The following is a 22223-nucleotide window of genomic DNA, read 5'->3' on the forward strand; positions in this document are numbered from 1 at the left end:
GCCTGGGCATTGCCGCCCAGGATGTCGCCGAACCGGGTGCCGACGAGGGCCTCGATCCCGACATAGGTGTCGCCCTGCGCCACACCGCCCTGACCGACACGTGACTCGAGGTCGGCCCTGATGCCCACGGTCGAACCGGTGAAGGTTACGGTATCGTAGCCTGCACCGCCGTTGATCGCATCCGCACCTGCACCGCCGTCGATGAGATCGTCGCCGTCGCCAGCTTCGATCACGTCGTCGCCATCGCCCGCTTCGATCACGTCATTGCCGGCAAACGCACGGATCCAGTCGTCGCTCTTGCCGGTCCGGATGGTATCGGCAGCGGCAGTACCTTCGATATAGTCGGTCTTGCCCGAGCCAAGCAGCGTTCCGGTATAGAAGCTATCGACGCTCGCCGTGGCGAAGCCAGTGTCTTCCAGACCCTGCTCGTCTGCGATGCGATATTCGATCGTCAGATCGCCGACGAAGTCCGCCGACAGGCGAACGACGACGAACTGTTCGCCGCGGAACGTGACGAGTTCAGCGGTGCCAATCTCCACACGCTGTCCCTGCGCCAGCGCAGTGGGATCCAGCACTGCGCTGATACCGGCGAAGCTCGGCCGTGAGCGGTTCGGCGCGTCCAGATCGTCGTCACGAACGCCGTCCCCGTCATGGTCGGCCTGCTCGATGTCGTAGTCGTTGAACAGCAGGTCCGCAGCGCGGATTACCATCGGCACGCCGTACGGAGTCGTGAACCCCTGGTCGTCGACCACCGTCGGATCGTCATTGGACGGGATGATCACGATGTCGACGTTGGCGCTTGCGTATCCGTCGACGCCATCGGTGATGGTGTAGGAGAACCCCGACGACTGCGAAGCGTCGCGATTGGGCGTGAAGAGGATGTTGCCCTTGCCGTCCAGTTCCAGCGTGCCGTTCAGGCCGCGGATGGCGGCGAAGTCCACGAGCGTCAGCGGGTTGCGATCGATATCGTCGTCGTTGCCGAGCAGTGCCGAGATGGGGATCAGCGTCGGCACGTCCTCGTAGACGAAGACCTGATCATCGCGTGCGACGGGCGGGCCATCGTTGACGTTGTCGAAGTGCAGCGTGACGCGCCCGCCGTTCACCGCACCTTCGGGATCGGTGACCGTATAGGCGAAGGTGGCATCGCCCCAATAGTCCTTGTCCGGCGTGAACGTGATCACGCCGTCATGGATGCGGATGTCGCCGTTGATCGCCTGCCCTGCCTGCTCGAAATGCAATGCATAGCCTTCGGGATCGAAGTCGTTCTTCAGAAGCTCGATGATCGGGATGTCGATCGCCGTGTCCTCCTGCCCACGCAGGAAGTAGAAGGCGCGGTCGTCGTAGCTGTCGTTTCCAACTACAGGACGGTCGTTGACCGGCTGATAAGCGATCGTCGCCCGCGCCCAGCCGTAGCCGCCGTGGTCGTCGGTAATCTGATAGTCGAACCAGGCGTCGCCGTTGAAGTCCGCATAAGGCTCGAACAGCACGGTACCGTTCTCGAGCAAACGCGCATTGCCGCCGTGCGTCCCGCCCACGGCGGTCAGACGCATCGTCTCGCCGTCATGCTCGATGTCGTTGGCGAGCAGGCGCTCGGCCGAGAGGACGATCGGATTGTCCTCCAGGATCGGTCCGCCCGCCTGGGTCAGCGTGAAGCGGTCGTCATGGGCTTCGGGCGGATCATTGACCGGCGTGACGGTGAGGAACACGCGTCCGGTTGCAGTCGCACCCGATGGGTCGGAGACTGTGTAGTCGAAGTAGGTGTCACCCCAGTAATAGTCGCGCGGACGCACCTGGATGCGACCATCCGCGGTCATAGAGACGACCGCGTTCGCGCTCGAGCCGAGGCCCGTCACCGTCAGCCGGTCTCCGTCGATGTCGCGATCGTTCGCGATCAGGGTTGCAGGATCGATGGTGAACGCGGTGCCTTCGGCCGTTACGAAACCGCCGTCGTTGACCGTGCTCGGCGCATCGTTGACCGGCGTCACGTCGATGTAGACCTTCGCCTCGGCACGCCCGCCTTCAGGCGTGTTGGCGACGTAGCTGAAGGACGCGCGACCGTTGAAGTTCGCATCGGGCGTGAAGCCGATGCTGCCGTCGCTCGCGAGTGTCGCCATTCCGCCGACAGCACCATAAACCTGACCGATCAGCATCCGGTCGCCGTCGATATCGTTCGACAGCAGCCGCTCGACGCGGATCGTGAGACCATCGTCCTCCGCTACCGTGAAGCCGGTGTCGTCGATCGCGGTCGCGACCGGCCGGACACGAACGTCGACCGCCCCCGCTGCGAAGCCGTTGCGGCCGTCGGAGAGAGTGTAGCGGAACTGGGTCGGACCGTAGAAGCCCCCGGTCGCCGTGAAGACCACGTTCCCCTGGGCGTCGAGAGTAGCGACGCCGTGATCGCCTCCGTCCACCGAGACGATCCGAATCGGATCACCGTCGGCATCGAAGTCGTTGCGCGTGAGATCGCTTGCTCGGATCGTGAGCGCCTGTCCCGTGGTGACCGAGAAGAAGCCGTCCCGCGCTGCGACGGGTGCCCGGTTGGCCAGTAGTTCACCAAGCTTGGAGCGCGACCACGTCACGCCGTCCGCGAAGCTGTACGTCTCGGCTCCGCGGCCATCGGCCGCAAGCGCGTCGACCACGGTAACGCTGTCGTCGAGCGACGAGGCGAAACGGAACACGACGGTTTCACTACCTCGGAACAGTCGCTCGACGGAGACATCCGTGGAGGTGAGGCCGATGAACTGGACGATGTCGGTCGCACCCGAGGCGTCCGAATCCACGATCGTGTCGCGCCCGTCACCGCGCGCGAAGACGTAGCGATCGCCGCCGGCGCCGCCCGTCAGCGTGTCATCGCCCTTACCGCCGGCGAGACGGTCGGCACCGTCGAAGCCGGAGATCGCGTCGCTGCCCGAGCTCGCGATGTCGACCAGTGCGCGGGCCCGCATCGCGTCACGGTTCCACACCGTACCGTCGGCGAAACGGAGGACGAGGCTCTGCCCGTCACCGTTTCGCGAGACGAGTGCGCCACGAAGGACCAATCGGTCGCCATCGCTTGCGAAGGTGACGATGAGATCGTCGCTGTCGACGCCGGCGCGCACCGCTGATGCGACATCCGCAACCACCAGTCCATCAAGACGAACGACGTCATTGCCACCGTTCAGACCATCGACCCGGTCGTCGCCATCACCGCGGCGATAGACGTACGTATCGTCGTTGCCTTCTCCGCGAACGAGGTCGTCGCCCTTTCCGGGAGTGATCGTGTCGTTCGCCGGCGTGCCCACGACCGTGTCGTTACCGTCCGTGGAACCCGCAGCGAGCACCGCCTGCGCGATGTCCGCAACCGACAACGTCGAGCCCGTGTCCGTGAGCAGGATCTGCTCGACGCCGCGATTTCCCGCGAGCGCATCGAGGATGACGATCTCGTCCCCGCCGTTCGCGAAGCGGATCACAACATCGTCGCTGCCCACACCGCGCCTGGAGAAGCGAAGATCGCCAGCTGAATAGCCCGAGATCTCGAGACGGTCGCCGATGCTGGTTGCGTCGTCACGAATCGTGTCGCGACCATCACCCTTGGCGAAGCGGTAGACGTCCTCGCCCCCGCCGCCGACGAGCAGATCGTCGCCCAAACCACCCGAGAGGATATTGGCGGCGTCGTCGCCGTGGATCACCTCGTCGCCGATCGATGCGGCATGCGCGATCAGATCCGCCACTGTCCACTGACTGCCGTCCGCGAAGCGGACTAGCTCGATCCGGCCGGCACCCAGCGCGTTGTCGATCGTGACCCGGTCATCCCCGGTCGCTGCGGCGAGCGTGAAGCGCGTGCCATCGTTGCTTTGACGGACGCGGGTGGTCCCTGGCGTGAATCCAGCGCCGAGCGAAAGCACGTCATTGCCGCCCCCGGCGTCGACGATCGTGTCCTGCCCGTCACCGACCGCGAAACGATATTCGTCATTCCCGAGCCCGCCTTCGAGCCGGTCGACGCCAGCTCCGCCGGCAAGCGTGTCGTCCCCGTCGCGCGCGATCAGTCGGTCATCCCCGGCTCCGCCCGTCATCGCGTCGGTGCCGTTGGTGCCATAGATCAGATCGTCGCCATCAGTCGGCGCCATCGCCATCGCAACCATCGTCTCGGCGGTCCACACCGTGCCGTCGGCAAAGGCTATCTGCTGTACCGGCATGGTGGGGGATGCGGTGCTGCCGAGGTCGATCCGGTCACCTGTCCCGACGATCTCAAGCGCGATCGTCTCGCGTCCGCGCACGATGCGCACGTCGCCGGGGTTTATGCCCGCGGCGAACTCGACCCGGTTCGCGCCAGCAGTATCGACGATGGTGTCTTGTCCGTCACCGCGGGCGAAGCGGTATACATCGTCGCCCTCCCCACCTTCGAGCCGATCGTCACCGGTACCGCCGACCAACACGTCAGCAAGCGAGGTACCTGTGAGGCGGTCGTTGCCCGCAAGGCCCGTCAAAACCATGCCCGTCGCTGCGTCTGAAGCTACAAAGCCTACGATCTGATCGTCGCCGTCGGTCGCTTGCATCGACCGCACGACGAGATCGCTCCAATTCCAAGACGTGCCGTCCGCGAATGCTATCGTCTCGATGGCACCGCCCGGAAGCAGAGCCTGCGACAGCAGGATGCGGCCGCCATTGTCGGCGATGCGCAACTCCAGCGCATCGCTCCCGCTACGCACGACGGAGACATCCGCTTGAGCGATGCCCGCACCGAATTCCAGACGGTCCTGTCCACCCGAATCGAGGATCACGTCATGACCCGCGCCGCGCGCGAACCGATAGGTATCGTCGCCCGTACCGCCGTAGAGCCTGTCATCGCCGGTACCGCCGTCGAACAGGTCTCCTTCGAAGCCAGCATCGACAACCGACCCGCCCCGGACGACGTCGTCGCCGGCTCCCCCGGCCAACACGTCGTGGCCACGGCCGCCCTCGATGAGGTCGTTGCCCGCGCCGCCGGAGATCTGGTCGTCGTCGAACCCGCCATCGAGGGAGTCGTCGCCGTCACCGCCCGACAGACGGTCGCTTCCGGCATAGCCGAAGATGGTGTCGTTGCCGCCGTTACCGAGGATCCGATCGTTGGCTGCGGTTCCGCCGAGCGTCGAGCCAGCATCGCCGTCACTGATCGATACCGAATTGTCCAACCCGATCCGGACGCCGTCGAAATTGGCCGCAGTCAGGTCGGTTACAGCTACGCCAACCAGACGCAGAGTGGGATGGTCGTTACCTTCGGTATCGCGGACAAGAAGAAGGGTGTCCGATCCGCTCTGTACGAGCTTGACCCGGCCGTCCTCGAATGGGTCCGGATTGCCCTCGGTGAAGCGGATGACGTCGCCGCCAGCACCGACCTGGAAGTCGGTGATGACATCGGTCGCGCGATCCGGTCCGATGCCTCCAGCAGGAACAGAGGCGTAGACGTCACGACCCGTACCACCGGTGAAGACATCGACTGCGAGGTCGTCGCCGATCCCAGCGAAGACATCGTCGCCAGCACCACCGTCGAGTGCGTCGGCACCCTCGCCGCCTGCAAGGTAGTCATCGCCCGAGTTGCCTGCCAACGAGTCGTCGTTGCCGCTACCCTGCAGATAGAGGCCGCTCGTCGCGACGTCAGGTACGAGCATTGCAGCGACTGCTGCGAGATCGAGCGTAACGCCCGAGTCCACGATGGTCACCGCTTCCACCACGTTGCCGCCGTTTGCGAACGCACCCGCAACGGTCACCCGGTCGCGGCCGCCCGAAAAGCGGATTACGAGGTCGTCGCCAAGCCGAGCGAAGCGAACCTCGCCGGTGGCATAGCCCTCGATTTGCAGAACATCGACGGCCGTATCGCCGCGGTCCTCGATCCGGTCATCGCCGTCGCCGGCGCGGAAAACGTATGTGTCTGCCCCGGTACCGCCGATCAGCAGATCGCGGCCCCTGCCCCCCACGAGGACGTCGTCGCCTGCGCCGCCGTCGATCCGGTCATCGCCCATGCCGCCGTCGATCAGGTCGTTGCCAGCGAGACCGATCAGGACGTCGCGTCCGGCACCGCCGGCAATCCGGTCGACGCCCGCAGTCCCCGTATAGCTGTCATCGCCGATGGTGCCCGATAGCGCGCGGGCGACGAGATCACTGGCGCTCCATACTGTACCGTCCGCGAACCGAACCGACTCGATTCCACCGCTCGGCGTGTCGATCCCGTTGCTGATGGCAACCACACCACCACCGACGAGATGGAGGACTAGCCGTGCACCCTGACGCTCTACCGTCACATCGCCGGGAGCGATCCCCGCCGTGAAAACGAGGGTATCGTTGCCGCCCTCATCCTGGATCTCGTCCTGGCCGTCTCCGATCCAGATCCGATAGACATCGTCGCCGAGGCCGCCAGCCAACACATCATCGCCGCGCCCGCCGTCGAGTGTATCGTCACCCGCGCCGCCAACCAGCCGGTCGTTTCCACGGCCCCCTTCGAGGAGATCGTTCCCGCCATTGCCGATGAGCGTATCGTCGCCGGCCAGGCCGGCGAGAGCATCGTCCGCATCGCTTCCGTTGAGCGTGTCCGAAGACCCACTTCCTGCGCGTGTCAGCGCGGCGATCGCTTCGCCGCCAAGCACGGTACCGTCGGCGAAACGCATCTCTTCGATCGCGCGACTGCCGTAGTCGTTGAAGTGCCCTTGAACGAGGAGTCTGTCTCCTGTCGCGATAAGTACGATGAGCAGATCGCCCGCGACGTTACGCGAGACGGAAATATCAGCGGCCGAGATGCCCGCTGCGAATACGATGCGGTCGTAGCCTTGGGTTTCTACGATGCGGTCCTGGCCAGAGCCGCTTGCGAAACGGTACGTGTCGTCGCCGTAGCCGCCAACGAGCTGGTCGTCACCGGTGCCTCCGTCGAGCTGATCGTTGCCATTTCCGCCTTCCAGGCGATCGTTGCCGATGCCGCCATCGAGTTGGTCGTCGCCCTCACCGCCGTAGAGCTGATCGTCACCGAGGCCGCCGACGAGCACATCTGCGCCGCCCACGCCGAAGAGCTGATCGTCGCCGCCGCCGGTACCCGTCGTCTCGACGAGATGGGTCAGACGGACGTTATCGAGGGAAGCACCCGTATTGTCCTCATAGCCCGTGCCTCGGAAGGAGAGGATGTTGTCGCCCTCGATCGAGACGACCTGCAACGTGGCATGAAGCATCGCGGTCGTGCTGTCCGCGAAGCTTGCGATCACCGTGCCGTTCCAAAGCACCTCCATCCCGCCGCTCTCGGGATATGTGCGGTTGGCGTGGTCGAACTGAAGAAGCAGCGTTTCGCCGGCCGCAAGTCCGGCGACCGTCTGCGAGATCACCATGTTGCTGCCGTAGCCGCCGCCGGAATCAAGATCGACCCAGCTGGTGCCGTCGCTCGCGGCAACGCCGCCGTTGCCGCTGTCGACCAGCTCCCAGCCCTGACTGTTTTCGCGCGTCCATCCCGGGATCTGTTCGGCGCTGCGGCCGCCCCAGCCCTGGTACTGAAAAGCGTCGCCGGCATCTTCGAAGCTGCCGTTGACGAGCAGATTCGGCCCGACAGGCTGAAGCAGACGGTCGCCATCGCCGGTGATGACGTCATCGCCTTGGGTGCCCGTCAATCGGTCGTCCCCAGCGGTACCGGTCATGGTCGCACCCTGCGTAGGTGCGTTGATCAGCACATTCCCTGGCACGACGGCACGGTTCAGGAGCTCGCGCCCAGACCAGACGGTCCCATCAGCGAACTTGACCGTACCGATCACATAGCCGTTGCTGCCATAACGGACGGTGATCCGGTCCTCGGTACCAGCCACGCGCAGGATGAGGTTGTCGTACGAGTAGTAGGACGGACGTTCGACGACGATCTGGTCGGCGGTGATCCCGCTGGTGAATTCGATTGTGTCGCCATCGCCGTAATAATAGTAATACTGGTTGATCACGTCCTGACCGAAACCAGGCGCGAACACATAGGTGTCGACCCCGCTACCGCCGTCCAGCTTATCATCACCGGTACCGCCAATCAGGACGTCGCTACCGTAGCCACCGCTCAGTACGTCGTCACCAGCGCCACCCGACAAAATATCTCGGCCATCGGTTCCGGTAAGGACGTCGTCACCGTTTCCGCCTTCCAGGTCCACGCTAGGCTGGATGTCGAGGACCGGTGCCTCCACGGCACGCGCGAGCAGATCGGCCAGAGTCCATGTACTACCGTCCGCGAAACGGACCTCGTATGCCGCAGCATCCGCGCCCAACGACGACAGGCTACGAGCCACCACCGATGGGAAGTCGCCGCCCCCGCCGGAACCGCCGCCACGCGCACCCTCGAGCACGATCGTGTCGTTGGTGCCTACGAGCCGAAGACGCAGATCGCCGCGAAAGGACGCCGGATCATAGTCCACGATCACATCGCTGGTCGCAATAGTCCCATCGAACTCGATGATGCTTGTTTCGGACGAAACAACGCCATCCGCGTTGACGGACGCACGGACTGTGCTCGATCGGAAGCCTTCTCCGCCAGGAGGAAGGCCGCCGCCGCCGTCCTGAATGACGTCGTGGCCGAATCCACGCGAAAAGCGGTAGGTGTCGCTGCCGTTGCCGCCCGAAAGCTGGTCGTCGCCCCGGCCGCCGGTCAGGATGTCATCGCCATCACCAGAACGGAGCCTGTCGTTCCCATCACCACCGTCGATCTGGACGTCCGAGTTCACGAAGGCGTTGATGTCGTCGTCGCCTGCAGTGCCGACATACCGTGTCGAGGTCGCTGTCTGCGAGACGTCCTGGTTAGGAGCCGCCATTGCGGCCAGATCATCGTAGCCCCACACCGTCCCGTCGGCAAAGCGGATCTCGTAACCGGCCTGCCAGCCGAACAAACGCAACTGGTCCGCGCCGCCCGAAGCTTCGAGCGTAAAGTAGCCGTCGGTGGCGTTCGCACGCACACTGAAATCGGACGGACTGTAGCCCGCTTCGAAGACGATCGCGTCGCGTTCGCCAGGGTTGCCGAAGGCGTAGACACGATCCTGACCGAATCCTGGCGCGAAACGGTAGGTATCGTCGCCCGCATCACCTTCGAGCAAGTCGCTGCCAGCTCCACCGATCAGGACGTCGTCGCCATCGCCGCCGATCAGTATGTCGCTACCGGCACCTCCTGCCAGGACGTCATCGCCGTCGGCACCATCGAGAAGATCGTCTCCGGCAGAACCGGACAAGGCATCCGCGACGCCAACTCCGCGCAGAACCGCGAACGGAGCATCAACCAGACGTGCGGCAAGGTCGCCCCCGGCCCAACTCGTGCCGTCCGCGAAACGAACGGCTGAGATTAGGCTCAACGCGGTTTCACCGCCCTCGAATATGATACGATCGTCCGTGCCGTCCACGCGAAGATAGATCGATCCGTCCCCGCCGCGTTCGACGCGAACGTCAGCCGCACTGATCGTTTCGTCGAACGCGATCACGTCGCCAGGGCCCGCATAGCTGCCGCCGCCGGGGGCGTAATCTGCCGCTATCGTGTCCTGACCAAAACCACGCGACAAGCGATAGGTGTCCTGTCCCTCGCCCCCGACGAGGTAATCGTCACCCGCGCCTCCGATCAGCGTGTCGTCGCCGCTCTGACCAAAGAGCGTATTTGACCCGGCGGAACCTTGAAGCGTGTTATCTCCGGCATCGCCGAACTGGTATTGGTCGGGCGATTGGTAGCTGGTCCGCGACGCGATCTCGTTGGCATCCCACACGGTGCCGTCGGCGAACTGCATGGATGGCGGCGAGTAATAATATCCGTTGTTGACCGTGATCCGATCCGCACCGCTGCCGATGATGATCTGGAACCGGTTGTAGCCGTATTCCGATACGAGCTGAACGTCTTCGGGTGCGATCCCCTCGCCGAATACGATGCGGTCGTCGAAGAGTTCATATCCGACCGTCGCGATCGAATCATGGCCGTCGCCGAGAGCGAACCGATAGGTATCAGCGCCGTTCCCGCCGTCGAGCAGGTCGTTGCCGGTGCCGCCCGTAAGATCGTCATTGCCTGCACCGCCAATCAACTGGTCGTTGCCTGCACCGCCGACAAGCACGTCATCGCCGGCGAGCCCTTCGATCAGATCGTCGCCAGTCCCTCCGGTCAGCTCATCGGGGTTACCGACGGCCACCAGATCCACGCCCGACTGGATAGTCGCAGCGGCCCGCATGTCGGCAAGGCTCCAGAAGCTGCCGTCGGCGAAGCGAGCCCCGTCGATCACTGCGTCGTTCTGCGCGTTCGCAAGCGTAAGGACGTCTTCGCTACCCACACGACGAATGATCAGGTCATTGCCGCTTCTCGACCGTTCGACCACCAGATCGCCCTGAGCCAAGCCGTCATCGAACGTGATGAGGTTGTGCTCGTCATATCCACCGCCGCTGGTGTCGAAAAGACTGTCCTGTCCCCATCCTGCCGCGAAGTGATAGGTGTCGTTCCCTGCACCGCCCGAAAGGAAATCGCTGCCGGCGCCCCCGTTCAGAACGTCGTCTCCGCCATTGCCCTCGAGCGCGTCGTCACCGATACCGCCGCTCAGTTGGTCGTTGCCTTTATCCCCGTACAACGTATCGTCACCGACACCTCCGGCAAGCACTGCATCCTCGACCAACGGCTGGTCGATGAACGAGGTTTCAACCGGGACGGCGATCTGGGCGAGATCGGCCGCGGTCCATACGGTACCATCGGCAAAGCGCACGCCCGCGAAGTTCGCGGCACCGCTAAGTCCGCTCTCAACGGTGATGCGGTCGCCGTTGCTCCGCGATCGAAGACGTAGATCCTGATAATCGGCCTCAACGACGATATCGGTGGGATCGACATCCATCCCGAACTCGATCCAGTCGGGTCCGTAGCCGCTACCCGCCCAGGAGTAGTTGTATGGATTGATCCGGTCCTGGCCCCAGCCAGCAGCGAAGCGGTATACGTCACTACCACGACCACCATCGAGATAGTCGTTGCCCTGACCGCCGACCAGGATGTCGTCGCCATCGCTGGCATAGACCGTGTCATCGCCAGCACCGGCAAGGATCTCGTCTGCGCCACCGCTTCCGTTGATCTGATCTTCGCCGTCGCTCCCGACAAGCGGCCCAGACGCACTGGTCCCGTCGAGCGACAGTCCTCCGGCGCCGATCGGTACTGCACGCGTAATCAGTGCGGACTTATCTAGCGTCGTTCCATCCGCGAAAGTGATCAACCCGATCAAGCTCGCGTTCGTAGTGATCCGGTCGTTCGTACCAGTGAAGCGCAGCACCATCTGATCGTAGCCGTCGTACTCGACCACGAGATCCGCAACACTGATGCCTTCTCCGAAGACGATCGTACCATCTGCGCCCTGCCCGATGACGTCGTGTCCGAAGCCTGCAGCGAAGCGATAGATGTCCGAGCCGCCGCCGCCCAACAACTGATCGTTCCCAGTTCCGCCATCCAGAATATCGTTGGACGAGGAACCAAGCAGCGTGTCGTTGCCTGCACCGCCAATCAACTCCGCACCGCTTGGGAAGGAAGAGGCGTCGATCGTATCGTCGCCGGCGCCGCCCGCGAGCGCGCCCTGCGCCTGGCCCACTTCGGTCAATCCGGGCGTCTGTCCGGCCGCGACACGCGCCATGGCATCGGCGTAGGTGATTACGGAGCCGTCGGCGAAACGTAGTTCTTCGATCCGCAGGCGCTCCTCGTTAGCGCCGCCTTCGATCGTGATCCGGTCGCTGCCATTGCCGACCTTGATGATCAGGTCGCCGCCTACAGTGGAGAAGCGCAGGTCAGTCGCCGCGATCCCGGCGCCGAACTCGATCGCGTCATACCCTCCGGAATAGTAGTTATAGGACGAATCGATGTCACGGATCGTATCCTGGCCGTCACCAAGGCCGAACACGTAGACGTCGTTGTCGCTGCCGCCCTCCAGCCGGTCGTTGCCAGTCCCGCCGATGAGACGGTCGGCACCGAAGTAGCCGGAAAGCAAGTCATTCCCGGCGCCCCCGGTAAGGACTCCGGCACCAGTGTCATCGGCAACATAGTCGTCGCCTTCGCCGCCGCTCGATAGCTGACCGACGATCTGGGCATAACTCAGCCGCGATCCGTCGGCGAAGCGCAGTTCCTCGATGCGGTAGCTGTCATTGCGGAACCCGTTCTGGATCGTGATACGGTCGTCACCTCCCGCGAGGGAGATGATCAGATCGTTTCCAGACACCGAGAAGCGCACGTCAGCCGCGACGATGCCTGCACCGAACTCGATCGCGTCGAAGCCGCCCGAATAATAGTTGTAGGCGGAATCTACGTCGCGGATCGTGTCCTGACCGTCGCCGCGCGCGAACACGTAGACGTCGTCGTCACTACCGCCTTCCAGACGATCATTGCCAGTCCCACCGACGAGTCGGTCGGCACCGAAGTAGCCCGACAGACCGTCATCGCCTGCACCGCCCGTGAGCACGCCCGCACCGCTATCGTCGGTGAGACTGTCGTTGCCCGAGGTCCCCGCCGTCAGCTGCGCTACGATCTGCGCATACGTCATCACCGAGCCGTCGGCGAAGCGCAGTTCCTCGATACGGTAGCTGTCGTTGCGGAACCCGTTCTGGATCGTGATCCGATCTTCGCTTCCGATCAGAGCAATGACCAGATCGCTGCCGGAGACCTCGAAACGAAGGTCGGTCGAGCCGATGCCAGCGCCCAGTTCGATCGCGTCGTAGCCGCCCGAGTAATAATTGTAGGCGGAGTCGATGTCGCGGATCGTATCCTGCCCGCTGCCACGACCGAACAAGTAGACGTCGTTGTCGCTGCCGCCCTCGAGCCGATCGTTGCCAGCGGCACCGATGAGCCGGTCGGATCCGAACGAACCGACAATGGTGTCATTGCCCCAGCTGCCGGTCAGCGTATCGGCACCCGAAGTGCCGTTGAGCGCCTGGTCGGCTACGACGATATGCGCGGCGCCTGCGAAGTTCTCGTCGGTGAGCGAACTCGCTCGGACATTCCTGAGCCGCAAAAGCGCACGCGCGTTGTCCAGCGAGACCGTGCCACGCTCGGCAAAGTACACCACGGTATCTGCGCCGACCTGGCGCGCCACGACGTCGCCTACGAGACCTTGCGCGATGGCGATGTCGAGAACGTCGCCGGTCGCGCCGGGCGCGAAGTTCACGATCGTATCGACGCCGTCACCCCAGCGTGCCGCGGAGACGAACACGTCATACTCGTTCTGCGCCGCCGCACCGATGAGCTGCCTTGAGAACAGACCCGACCCGATCTGGCCGACCTGTCCGACATCCGTTGCCGCGCTCGGCGTCGATGTATCGACTGCGAGGATCCGCACACGCTGATCGTTGCTCGCGCCGCCCGTGGCCGCGCCGAAGCCGAACCAGACCTGTGTCGCGCCGCCGAACAGCTGGCCTTCCGCATCATAGCTCTTGCTGGAGACGGACGTCCCGTCGAACGAGTAGGACAAGGTCTGAGACGCCGCGTCCCAACGGATCACGACGTCGTGCCAACGCGCGTCCTCGATGTTGCCGTGCTCATGGAACGGATCGAACGCGGTATCGTCGAACTCACCGTTACGGACGATCTGCGAGAAGTCGCCAGGCTGACCACCGTTCTGGTAGGTGTCGAAGACAACACCGAACGAGCCCGGCACAAGCGCACCCATGCCGCCGCCGCCGCCGCCCGAAATCGCACTCGGACCTTGGGCCTGAAGCGCGAAGGATAGCCCATCGGCACCCCCGTCGTTCCCGCCGAAGAACATCTGGGTGGTCCAGGTGACGTTCTGGCTGAGGTCGATGCCCCCCCACACTGCGCCGACGGCGTAGCCGTAATCGGGAGTCAGTTGATATTCGCCGTCGGTGACGTGGCTGGCGTTGCCGACCGTCGCGAGCCCATCGACCGGGAGGGTCGTAGTAACGCCGGTCGCTATGCCGATCGTTGTGTTGCCGCCACCCGTCCCGCCTGCGTCGCCGCCGCCAGCCCCGCCGCCAGCGAAGATCGGATCGGCGAAAGGATCGCCCGCCGCCGTCGGATGGAGTCGTGCCGCTGCCGTCGCGGCATCGACGACGAGAGTGCGCAGCACTGCCGCGCTCAGCGTCGTGCCATCGACGAACTGGATCTGATCGATCGGGGCAAGGCCCGAAACCGCGCCGCCTGCGATCGTGATACGGTCGTCAGTGCCGACGAATCCGAGCACGAGGTCGCTGCCGACCCTCGTCACGACCAGCGCTGCTTTGGTCAACCCGCCCGATAGCTTGAGAACGTCGAACGATCCCGCGGAATCGGATTCGCGGATCGTGTCGTGTCCGTCGCCCGACGTGAACTGATAGGTCGTATCGCCTTCGCTGCCGACCAAAAGATCGTCACCGCGACCACCTGAGATCGTGACCGCAACGTCGCCGATGCCGGACAGGTCGATCGTGTCGTCGCCAGCACCGCCGGTTCCGAGCCGTTGATAGATATCGGCGAGTTGCCAAACGGTCCCGTCAGCGAACTGGACCTGCTCGATCGACAGGTCATGCCCGCCCTGATTGGGCGCCAGGAAATCCTTGAGCAGCACGCGATCGCCGCTCGTTCCGAGCACGAGCGCTACATCGTTTCCACCGGCGGTCTGTACCTTGATCTCGGATGCCGTGATGCCGGGGCCGAAGCGGACGCGATCAGGCGTATCGTTGCTGCCGCCAAGGTCAACGATGACGTCTTGCCCGTCGCCGCGCTCGAAATAATACGTATCACCGCCGTCGCCGCCCTGCAGCAGGTCATTACCCCTGCCGCCCGTCAAGACATCAGCGCCGCGTCCGCCCTCCAATACGTCGTTGCCCAGTCCGCCAAAGATTTCGGCACCGGTCCATGTTCCGGTTTGCGATTTGGCGGCTGGAACGACGATGTGATCGTCGCCGGCGGTCGCAGCGACCGCAAGCGCGTACGACTGAAAGGACCGGGTCCGGCCATCGGCAAAGCGCACGCTCGCGACAACGGGATCGATGCTGCCAGCCGGATCGACCAGCACCACGCGGTCGCTCGTGCCCGAGATACCGAGAACCAGATTACCATCGACGTCACGGTGCGCGACGATGTCCTCGACCGAGATGCCGGCGCCGAACGATAGCGTCGCCAGGCCGTCGGCCCCGCTGCCCGCATCGATCCGGTCGATGCCGTCGCCGCGATTGAAAACATAGGTATCAGCGCCACCGTTGCCGAGCAGCACATCGTCACCGCGGCCGCCCGCCAGAACTTCGCCCGCACCGCTGCCAACGATCCGATCATCGCCGTCATGGCTAGCTGCGTCGGCGCGCGCGAAGAGCGCGGCGCGCGTGACGGTCGTGCCGTCGCCGAACACGACGCTATCCACGCCTTGGCCGTTGCCGTCGTAGCGCAGCACGACCTGATCGCCCGCGGCGCCGAACGCCAACACGAGTTCGGCACGATCGGGGGCGGCGCGTGACACGACCATTTCATCGGGACGGTAGCCGGTGACCTTCAACGTATCGGTCCCGCCCGCGTCGTCGATCACGTCGCGGCCATCGCCGATCTGGAAGAGGTAGGTATCGTCGCCTTCGCCGCCGCGAACCTGATCGTCGCCCTTGCGGCCGCGGATCGTGTCGGCGCCATCGCTGCCGAGAATGACGTCGGCACCATCGGTCGACTGATCGTCGATCGCCCGTTGAACGAGCGCCGTCTTGGTCCAAACGGTACCGTCGCCGAATTCGATGGTTGGCACCGCGCCGGTGCCGAGTGCCCCCGCGACGGTCAGCTGGTCGCCCGTCGAGAGCATGTCGATGACGAGGTCTTGGCTGTCGAGAGATGCCAGACGGACGCGGACGCCGCTGGCAGGCACGTCCGCCAGCCGGACTGTGGCGTTGGTGACGCCCGAAGGCATCTCGACCCGGTCGAGCCCGTCCCCTGCGTTGACGACCAGACGGCTACCTTCGGCAAGCTGGATGCGATCGTTGCCGCGTCCGGTCGACAGTTCGATATTGGCGCCGAAATCGCGCAGATCGACGATATCCTGCCCCTCATGCGAGGCCGCAGCGTAGAGTTGACGACGTACGTCGACGATCGAAAGCGATGTACCGTCCGCAAAGACGAAGCTCTCGACCGGTGCTTTCTTGTAGCCGCCGAGGATCACGAGCTTGTCGGTGCCGTTGGCAAGCGTCACCAACAGATCGTCACCGACCTGGGTGAAGGTAACGCGGTCTGAAGTTATGGTATCGCCGAACAGGATCCGATCGATCCCGCCGGAATCGCGGACGCTGTCGCTGCCGTCACCAATGCCAAACCGATACGTGTCGTTGCCGTAGCCGCCCGCCATCGCGTCGGAGCCTGCGCGTCCGGCGATGGTATCGTCACGGTCGTCGAAGCCGACCAAATCGTCGTCACCGTCGGTTCCGGTCAGCAGCCGATCGAGGACCGAGGTGAGCGTGACGGTCCGACCATCGTCGTTGGTGAAACTCGTCGCCTGATCGAGCTTGAGCGTCGACCCGTCAGCGAACAGGAATTCCTCGACCCGCGTCGAAGCAAGCCCCCCGACGATCGTCAGCGCATCGGCACCGTTGCCGAGGTCGACGATAAGGTCCACGCCGTCCCGGCGGAACCGCACGTCGTCGCGCGCCACGGACTCGCCGAACACGACCTTGTCGATCACGCCAGGACGATCGGCCTTTTCTTCGATCCGATCGAAATCATAGCCTGCGCTGAAAGCATACGTGTCTGCTGCATTTCCGCCCACGAGGCGATCGTCGCCCTGCCGCCCGTCGAGGACGTTTGGTTGGTCGAGAATGCCGGAGATGACGTTGTCGGCGCTGTTGCCGCCTTCGATCGCGAGCTTCTGCTCGATGTCGCGGATCGTCCAAACGGTACCGTCGTAGAAACGGAACTGTTCCACGGCGTTCTCGACGCTGCCGAACTGGTCGCGCACGCGCAAGGAGTCCGCGAAGGCAACGCCGTTCTCGCTGCGGATGGTGATGACGAGATCGCTGCCGCTCTTGGCGAACACGATGTTATCGATCGTGATGCCCGCGCCGAGCTCTATCGCATCGGCGACCGGAACGCGCATGCCCGGACGGTCGTCCCAGTATGCACGGACGCGCTTGTCGACGATCACGTCGTCGCCATAGCCCATGTCGAACTTGTACGTATCCCCGCCATCGCCACCGATCAGAAGGTCGTTGCCGCCCCGCCCATCGATCGTCTCGCCGAAATCGGAACCGCGGATGACTTCGTCGGCATTGGTGCCGACCAGATCCAGGTCTTCCGGATTGACGTCGGTGAACAGGACCGTGCGATCGCCGAACTGCAGATACTCGACCGCGAAATGCTGTCCGCCGTCCCGGACGTACTGGTTCTGGAGCACCAGTCGTTCGCCGGTATCCTTCAGCGTTATGACGAGGTCGAGCGCGGTGCGTGAGAAGGTGACGTCAGTCGAGGCGAGGCCCGCGAAGGTAACGCTGTCGTCGCCGTCTGCGTCGATGATCGTATCAGAGCCGCTACCGAGCCCGAAAGCATATCGGTCATTGCCGCTGAGGCCCTCGAGCAGGTCATTGCCGGCGCCGCCGTCGATCTGGTCGCTGATGCCTTCGAAGCCGTAGATGTGATCGTTGCCTGCGGTAGCCGCGACGTCGACGTAGTGCTGAAGCAGCTGCAGATAGGACCAGGTCGTACCATCGCCGAACTTCACGGTCTCGACGAGGTTGATGTAGCCCACGAGCAGGATTTCCTTGAGGAAATCCTTCATGATCACCTGATCGCTCGTGCCCTTCACCTGCATCGTCAGCGTGTCTGACGGGCCCTCGCGCAGGTAGTCGAAGTCGGTCCAGCGCAGATCGTCGGTGAACGTGAGCAGATCGTCCTTCGGTCCGAACAGCGAGGATGAATAGTCGGCGTCCTCGATCACGTCCTGCCCATAGCCACGGCCGTAGACATAGGTGTCGAAACCGGCACCGCCGGTCAGATAATCGTCGCCTCGTCCCCCATCCAGCGTGTTGGCGTTGAGCATCCCGTAGATCGCGTCGTCGCCATCGGTCTTGGCGTTGGCAAGCACCTTGGCGACGATCTGCTCGAAATCCAGACTGGTGCCGTCTTCGAAGATGAGGCGCTCGATGAGATTGGGCGCGACGTAGTCGAGACCCGCATCGCCCCCCAGTAGGTCCTTGAAAGCGCCAAGGTTCAGTCGGACACCGCCGAACTGCCCGACGATCTCGATCGTGTCGCTAGTCTCGCGGCCCTGCTTGTCCAGGACGATGATCTTGAGGTTGTCGCTCGCGCCGTCGCGGAGCAGACGGAGGTCGTTCGCGGAGATGTCGCCGTTGAAGCGGAGGAAATCGAGTCCAGCCTTGATCGGCCCGAACGAGAATTTGCCCTGGTCGTCGATGACGTCCTGTCCGTCGCCGCGCTCGAAGACGTAGATGTCGCCACCCGCGCCGCCCGATAGATAGTCGTTGCCCTTGCCGCCCCATAGAATGTCGGCGGAGCCGGAACCGATATAAGGATCGTTATAGTTGCCCGCCGCGCGCTCGCGGTCGACGACCTCAAGCGACATCCGGGTGCGATCCCAGATGATGCCGTCGGCAAAGACTATCGTGTCGATGCCCGACTGGAACTGCTTGCCATTCAGCAAATATTCGTTGAGTTCGCCGAGGAACTGATCGCGGATACGGACGCTATCAGTGCGCCCCTTGATGGTGAGAATCAGGTCTTCGCCATCGCGAACCGCCGTGACATCGGCAGCCTTCACGTCGGTGAGACGTAGTTCGTCGACGTCGCCCAAATCGTAGTCTACAATCTGGTCCTGACCCGACTGACGACCTACGAAATAATAGTCGGACCCGCGGTTGCCGACATAGGTCTGGTCGCCACCGGTCATGTAGAAGAAATCGGTGCCGTCGGTGCCGGTCACCGTCGTATCGGACGATGTATGCGTGCGGATCCGCGTTTCGTCGATCGACAGAGCATGAGCCGCCGCGAAAATGTCGAGCGGGATGCCGACCGTCTCGAACGCCGGCAGCATCATCTGGAAGATGTAGGCCTGATCGATCGCGACCGTGCCGCCCCACAGGTTGCCATCACCCTTCATCTGATAGTCTGGATAGACCTGCCAAAGGATCTCGTTCCAATCGGTCAGGTAGTCCATTGCGGCATCATCGACGTTGGTCTTCGGCGCCCCGGCGAAGATAGCCTCGAACATGGGTGCGAGCTCGCGGTCCGTGGTCGCGTGCCAGCTGCTGGTCGTCACGTCGTACGCGATGCCCTTCGCGAAGCCGCTCAGCCCGCCCTCAAGCGCCAAGCGGACCGCGATACGACGGCTACTGACGATGTACTCCGCCATTGCCGCGCCGATCAGATCGATCATCGGCTTGATAGCGGAAACGTATTCGGTGCCCGGTACGCCGGTTTCGATGCCCGGAAGCACGGAATAGCTGAGGTGACCGGTCATGTCGTTCGCGGTTGCGGTCAACATTTCCGGATGGAAGTCGATACCGCCCAGGCTCGTCGCGAAATGGAACTGAGCCGGCGTCAGGAGTTCGACGCGATAGGTCGAGTCGTCGGTGGAACCGACTTCGTCCAGATGATCGAAGTCGATCGCATAGTTGCGGAGCGCGAATTCGCGATAGTCGCCGGTTTTGGCCTGTAGCTCAAGCGCGCGATCGAGGTTGCGCGACCAGACGTAGAAGCTGCCGTCGCGATCGGTGACCTGGACGGTGTAGTCGACGGCAATGCCATCGATGAAGCGAACGCCGATCTGTTTCACCGGAATATTGGCGTACGGATTGTAGCCGATCGCCTCGACGCGCCATTCCTGCCCAGCGGCATGCGCCTGCGCCAGGATGTCTGCACGGGTCGGGGCCGCCAACGCCAAACCCCCGGCACCCGTCACTACAGCGCCGCTTGCGAGCCGCCAGCTGCCGTCCGCCTGCTTGACGCCGTAGTCTAGAACCACTGCACGGCCATCAACGATCCTGACGAGATAGGGAGCATCGTCACGGAACGTGGGAGCCTCGCCCCGGTCGACCGGGGACCAACCCTGCTCGAGCCGCCAGCCGCCGCCCATGGCGAGCAGCTGCTCCATCGTAGCGCGAGCTACCGGCTGCCCTTGACCGTCGATGATCGCCGACCCGGATTCACGCGTCCACCAGCCGCCAGCCGCGTCCTCGTGGTACACACCGCGATCAAGCAGCACAGCGTTGCCGGAGGCGTCCGTACCAAGAAAAACTGCAGTCAGCTCGCGTGTCGTCTCGAGCGTTTCCCCCCATTCGCCGATGACGCTGCCTACCTGCTGGACCAGGGTCTTGAGGTTCGGGGCAGCCATCGCCGCGGCGACCTTGGCCACGCGATCGCCGAAGCCGATGTCGTTGGCCATCGCGACGGACAGATCGGCGATCGAGCCGAATCCCTTGCTGTCGAGCGCCAGCCCCTTCTGCCAATCGGCGCGACCGCCTTCGCCCGCGAATTTCGTGTCGATGTCGTTCGCCGCCAGAATTGCCTCGAACAGCTGCGTCGTGGCGCCGCTTGCGAAGGTGACCGTCGACCGTCCAGTGAGCTGAGCACCCTGCGGTGTCGTGGTCGACAGCGGATCCTTCGCGAGCGAGATCGAGACGATGCCGAGCTGATCGAGCGTCTTCAGCTCGCCTGCGTCGGTGACTCCGTCCTGATCATAGTCCTGCCAGATCTTGAGTTCGGACCATATCGCATCGGCAGCGCTGATCTTACTGTCGCCGTTGCTGTCGTACTGTCCGAGATCCGCGAAGCCGCCTCCAAAGCGCGCGCCGAACATCTCAGAGACGTCGTCGATGCGGTCGTTGCGGTTGACGTCGCGGACGAGGAAGCCGTCGTCACCCCTGATCCAGCCGGTATGCTCGGCGAACTTGTCGCCATCGACGTCGAAATAGACGTCGCTATCGGCCTGATCGGTGGTCTCAATGCCGTCACCGTCCAGATCGATGACAAGCGGATCCTTGCCGTCGGCCCAACCCGTCGCCTTCGCCGCCCGGCTGAGGGCCGTGAACATGCCCAGAATGGAATCGAACGAGGCAAGCAGTTGCGCTTCGAGCGCGAAGACCTGCGATCCCGCTATCGGAGGGAGCGCAGCGACGAGCTGAAGGAAGCCGATCAGCGGATTGCCCTTCTTGAACACCATGTTCATGGTGCCCTGAGGCTTGCCGCTGTCGCCGTTCACACGACCGAGATCGTAGGTTTCGTAGCCCCAGTATGTCGCATTGAAGTCGAAGTTCTTTATCCGCATCACGCCGGTGATGTCGGTCGAGTTGCCGAGACCGGCGGGCGCGGAGAAGATACCCGGCTTGCCTGTGACCGCCTTGAAGAATCCGTCGAAGATGTCGCCGACGAGGAGATCCTTGCCGTCCATCTTGTAGGTGAGGAACGGCATCAGGTAGTCGAAGTATACCTTGTTGCCGCTCGCGTAGGCGGCTGTCTGCGCCGCCCCGCTCACCGCCGAGGCGACCTGTAGGCTGCCGGTCATGGCTCCGAGCGCAAAACCGACGATCGAAGCCGCGGCGTCGCCACCAGTCATGGGAATGCCGAAGAACTTCAGCACGTCGTAGTGCTGCGCGTCCTCGATCGTGGTGTTGGCGTAGAACCAGAAGTTGTCGGCGTTGGCCGACACGTCGGCAGCGCGGTTGCCGTCGGCATCGACGCCGCTGGCGAAATCGCCCCAAAGTTGGCCCTTGTCCGACGTGTTGAAGATCCAGTCGCGGCCAAGACCGCCGGCTGCGATCGCCTTCTCGCCCCCCGAGGCATAGATCCAGTCGTTGCCTTCGCCGCCATCGAGCGTGAGTTGCAGATTCTCGGTAGCGCCCGATGTGCCCGCTTTGACGTATTTTGCTCCGTCGAAGACGAGGATGTCACCACCCTTGCCACCCGATATCTCGCCGTAACCGGAATGGACAGCGTAATCACCCGAGAAGTAAAATCGATCGTCCGCCTCAGTGAGCACGACATTTTCAACGCCACGGACGTTGAGGGCATCGCCAAGGTTCTTGGCACCAATTTCCTCTGTCGCCAACGATGCTTTGAGCGCGAGAGCACCCAGCGGTCCGGTAAGAGTTGCTAACGAAGTAGTAAGCGCTTCCCCGAACTTGCCGGCACCCCAAGTAAAGCCGTCATACCAACCCACGCCGCTCTTGCCTAGGACGCCTGGACGAGATGCATATTGGACGGTGTCGTAATCACTTCTGCTGCGATTGCCCCCTTTCGCATTATCAAGGTCAATCTGTACACTGGACTTCAGGATATTGCCGATAACCGTTCCATCGACATAACCGTCGAG

At 63.5% G+C, this 22223-nt stretch carries 1 protein-coding gene (cut by a window edge); it reads right to left on the reverse strand.

Annotation, left to right across the window (positions count from 1 at the left end):
* Positions 1-21959, reverse strand: partial view of a tandem-95 repeat protein gene (locus J4O76_RS02935; RefSeq protein ID WP_426280398.1) — the 5' portion only. 12910 nt of this gene lie to the left of the window's left edge; the window shows 21959 of its 34869 coding nt (coding positions 1-21959); its start codon is at positions 21957-21959; its stop codon lies off the left edge, out of view.
* Between the last annotated feature and the right edge of the window lie 264 nt (positions 21960-22223).

Origin of the sequence: Sphingomonas sp. NFX23 (assembly GCF_049887795.1) — a bacterium.
GTDB lineage: Bacteria > Pseudomonadota > Alphaproteobacteria > Sphingomonadales > Sphingomonadaceae > Sphingomonas.